The organism is Streptomyces sp. NPDC054770 (genome assembly GCF_053611985.1).
This window is the reverse complement of record NZ_JBSHBL010000174.1, coordinates 1-4,237: the sequence shown is the minus strand read 5'-3', so window position 1 is coordinate 4,237 and position 4,237 is coordinate 1. Positions and strand designations below refer to the sequence as shown.

Annotated in this window: 3 protein-coding genes; 2 read left to right on the top strand and 1 reads right to left on the bottom strand. The window is 73.4% G+C overall.

Features of this window, described 5'->3' with window-relative positions:
• Positions 1–241 precede the first annotated feature (241 nt).
• Positions 242–514, top strand: coding sequence for a hypothetical protein (locus tag ACWGKQ_RS51875; protein ID WP_453299127.1), 273 nt, complete (start codon positions 242–244; stop codon positions 512–514).
• 135 nt (positions 515–649) lie between these two features.
• Here the strand turns inward: ACWGKQ_RS51875 and ACWGKQ_RS51870 are convergent, their stop codons facing one another.
• Entirely contained in the window at positions 650–1,396 is a 747-nt protein-coding gene (locus ACWGKQ_RS51870) for a ferritin-like fold-containing protein (protein WP_189267661.1), read from the bottom strand.
• Positions 1,397–1,970: 574 nt separating this feature from the next.
• Between ACWGKQ_RS51870 and ACWGKQ_RS51865 the strand changes: the two genes are divergently transcribed.
• Positions 1,971–4,237 (top strand): DEAD/DEAH box helicase (locus ACWGKQ_RS51865; RefSeq protein WP_453299126.1); only part of this gene is annotated, 2,267 nt, incomplete at its 3' end.

Sequence of the window (4,237 nt, the reverse complement as noted above, 5' to 3'; positions counted from 1 at the left end):
CTGGGGGCCCCTCGGTTGCTCATGGTCGTAACAAGGGCGGTTTCACGGCCGCTGCGCTCCTGCTGGTGGGGGCCGGGCGTACTTGGGGCCCCCGGGCCCCTCCGGCATGCCCGGCCCGCCGGGCCGCCCCTCCACATGTGGCCCACAAGTCGTCCACAGAGGAGGATTGCATTCCGCAGGTCACGGGTATGACGGGCTACGACCGTGAACCACCGGCCGGCCGTGGGAGGGACCCCGCGTGATGCTCCTGGAAGTCCTTGGATCCGCCCTGCTCGGCCTGGCCCTGTCGTGGGCCGCGATCAGCCGCCTGTCCCATCGGCTCCCGGCCCGTCCCCTGGTGTTCTCGACAGGCGTCGCGGGAGCCCTCTTCGGCGACTTCGTCACCCACAGCGCACTCGGCCCCGGCGCGGTCCTGGTCACTCTCCTGGGCGCGGCGATCGTCTCGGCGGCGTCCCTGTCCCTGCTGCTCCGCCCGGCGGGCCGCCGACTGCGCCGACGATCGATCCCGGCGTAGTTCCTCATACGCCCCTGGCGGAGGCGCGCCCCAAAGGGGCGCGGGGCTGTATCGATCAGCGGCTCCGCCGCGGGGCGCGACCAGCCCCCACCGACCTCAGGCCGCGCAACGCCCGCAACCACCCCCCACAGAGCGCTACGCCGCCAACCCCAACGCAGCCATCCGCTTGGTGTGCGCCTCGGTGATCCGCGAGAACATCCGCCCCACCTCGGCGAGATCGAACCCGTCGGCCACGCCCCCGACCAGCATGGTCGACAGCGCGTCCCGGTCGGCGACCACCCGCTGCGACTGCGACAGCGCCTCCCCCATCAACCGCCGCGCCCACAAGGCCAGTCGGCCCCCCACCCGCGGGTCCGCGTCGATGGCCGCCCGTACCTTCTCCACCGCGAACCCGGCATGCCCGGTGTCGTCGAGGACGGCCAGCACCAGTTCACGCGTGTCGGAGTCGAGGCGCGCCGCGACCTCCCGGTAGAAGTCACTGGCGATCGAGTCGCCGACGTACGCCTTGACCAGGCCCTCCAGCCAGTCCGACGGCGCCGTCTGCCGGTGGAAGCCGTCGAGGGCCGCGACGAACGGCTCCATCGCCTGCGTCGCGTCCTCGCCGATCTCCGTCAGCCGGCCGCGCAGCCGCTCGAAGTGGTGGAACTCGGCCGACGCCATCTTCGCCAGCTCGGCCTTGTCCACCAGCGAGGGCGCCAGCTTGGCATCCTCCGCGAGCCGCTCGAACGCCGCGAGTTCGCCGTACGCGAGCGCGCCGAGCAGGTCCACCACCGCGGCACGGTAGTGCGGGTCGGCGGCTGCCTGCGCCCAGTCCTGGGCGGCGACACCGGTCGGTTCGGCGGAGGCGGTCTCAGGCTTGTCAGAGCTCGTCATGAAGCGCACAATAGCTCGCCCGCCGCCTCGGGGAAGCCCTGGGGAAGCCCTCGGAAAGTCCCGCTCGAGCTCCGGGAAGTCCCGGAGGGGCCGACCGAAGTCCCGGCGAAGTCCCTGGTCAGCCACTGTGACTACCACGACGTGACCAAATCGGCCATCGCATGTGCACGATTCCGGGGTATGGTGGTAATGCGCCTGCTGGTACGCCGTCGAATTCCGACGTATCTCGACAGGCCGCACGTATGAGGATGCCCGGTCGGTGGCCCGATCGGCTCCGACCTGACAGCCCTCCCGGCTCGTACGGCACTGTGCGTACGACGACCGGAGGGAGACACCCTCAGCGGTACGAGCGCTAGAGCGTCGGCAGAGGTCCCGTGCACTACGGCGTGCCCCCCACGGCCCGCACGTAAGGCAGCCGACGTCCCCCGGCACGGTCCGTCAAAGACCCCCGCGCTCGCCTCGCGCCGCGCCACACAGAAGAGGCAGCACCCTGACTACGACGTTTCGTGAACTCGGAATCCTTCCCGAGACCGCCGAGGCCCTGGAAGCCGTCGGCATCATCAACCCCTTCCCCATCCAGGAGATGACACTCCCGGTCGCCCTGTCCGGCACCGACGTCATCGGCCAGGCCAAGACCGGCACCGGCAAGACCCTCGGCTTCGGTCTGCCGCTCCTGGAGCGCGTCACCGTCCCCGCCGACGTGGAGGCCGGCCGCGCCGCCCCCGAGGCCCTCACCGAGGCCCCCCAGGCGCTCGTCGTCGTCCCCACGCGCGAGCTCTGCACCCAGGTCACCAACGACCTGCTGACGGCCGGCAAGGTCCGCAACGTACGCGTTCTCGCCATCTACGGCGGCCGCGCCTACGAGCCGCAGGTCGAGGCCCTCAAGAAGGGCGTCGACGTGGTCGTCGGCACCCCGGGCCGGCTGCTCGACCTCGCGGGCCAGAAGAAGCTCAACCTCAAGCACATCAAGTCGCTCGTCCTCGACGAGGCCGACGAGATGCTCGACCTGGGCTTCCTGCCCGACGTCGAGAAGATCATCGCCATGCTTCCGGCGAAGCGCCAGACCATGCTGTTCTCGGCGACCATGCCGGGCGCGGTCATCGGCCTCGCGCGCCGGTACATGAGCCAGCCCACCCACATCCGCGCCACCGCGCCGGACGACGAGGGCGCGACCGTCGCGAACATCGCGCAGTTCGTCTACCGCGCGCACTCCATGGACAAGCCCGAGATGATCGCGCGCATACTGCAGTCCGAGGGCCGCGGACTCGCGATGATCTTCTGCCGCACCAAGCGCACCGCCGCCGACATCGCCGACCAGCTCCAGCACCGCGGTTTCGCCTCCGGCGCCGTCCACGGCGACCTGGGCCAGGGCGCCCGCGAGCAGGCGCTGCGCGCGTTCCGCAACGGCAAGGTGGACGTCCTCGTCTGCACCGACGTCGCCGCGCGCGGCATCGACGTCGAGGGCGTGACACACGTCATCAACTACCAGTCCCCCGAGGACGAGAAGACGTACCTGCACCGGGTCGGCCGCACCGGCCGCGCGGGCGCGTCGGGTACGGCGATCACCTTCGTCGACTGGGACGACATCCCGCGCTGGCAGCTCATCAACAAGGCGCTGGACCTGAAGTTCCCCGACCCGGTGGAGACGTACTCGACCTCCCCGCACTTCTTCGAGGACCTCAAGATCCCCGCGGGCACCAAGGGTGTCCTGCCGCGCTCGGAGCGCACCCGCGCCGGGCTGGCGGCGGAGGAAGTGGAGGACCTGGGCGAGACCGGCGGTCGCGGTGGCCGCGGTCGCGGTGGCCGGGGCGGTCGCCCGGAGCCCCGCACCGAGGCCCGTTCCGAGGAGCGCGAGCGCCCGGCCCGCACTCCGCGCCGCCGCCGTCGCACGCGCGCCGGTACGGCCCTGGAGCAGGCGTCCGGTACGGCGTCCACGGCGCCGGCCGCCGAGTCCGCGTCGCCCGTCGCCGCCGACGACGCCCTCGCCGCGTCGGAGCCGACGGCATCCCGCACCCCGCGCCGCCGTCGCCGTACCCGCAACGGCGCGTCGCAGGAGCCGGTGACGGTCGCCGCCCCGGTGGCCGTGACGCCGGAAGCCGTGGCACCGGAAGCCGTCGTCGAGACGGTCGAGGCCCTGGTCGAACCGGCCGCGCCGGAGCAGCCGCGCCGCCGCCGCACCCGCAGGTCCGCGGAGACCGCGCCGGTGGCGGAGGCGACGACGCCGGTGGCCGAGGCCCCGGAGGCCGAAGCGGCACCGGCAGCCCCGGCACGCCGCCGTACCCGCAAGACGGCCGCGGCTCCCGAGACGGCCGCCCCCGCGGCAGCCGTCGAGGCGGTCGAAGCCGTCGTGGCCGAGCCGAAGCCGCGCCGGACCCGCAAGACGGCAGCAGCCGCCGAGGCCGCGGTGGACACCGCCGAGACCGTCGAGGCCAAGCCGCGCCGCCGTACCCGCAAGGCCGCCGAGCCCGTGACGGAGGTCGTCGAGGCTCCGGCGGAGGCGGCCGAGGCCCCGGTGGCCCCGACCCGTCGCCGCACCCGCAAGACGGCCGAGGCCCCTGAGACGGCCGCCCCCGCGGCAGCCGTCGAGGCGGTCGAAGCCGTGGCCGAGACCAAGCCGCGCCGCACGCGGAAGACGGCAGCAGCCGCCGAGGCCGCGGTGGACACCGCCGAGGCGGTCGAGGCCAAGCCCCGCCGCACCCGGAAGACCGCCGCGACCGTCGCCGAGACGGAGACGGCCGAAGCGGCCACCGAGGCCAAGCCGCGCCGGACCCGCAAGACCGCGGCCCCCGCCGAGACCGCGGTGGACACCGCCGAGGCCGTCGAGGCCAAGCCCCGCCGCACCCGGAAGAC

What these genes read in the sequence shown, in the direction of transcription:
- ACWGKQ_RS51875 (WP_453299127.1), top strand. Translation starts at nt 242, where the DNA reads ATGCTCCTGGAAGTCCTTGGATCCGCCCTGCTCGGCCTGGCCCTGTCG.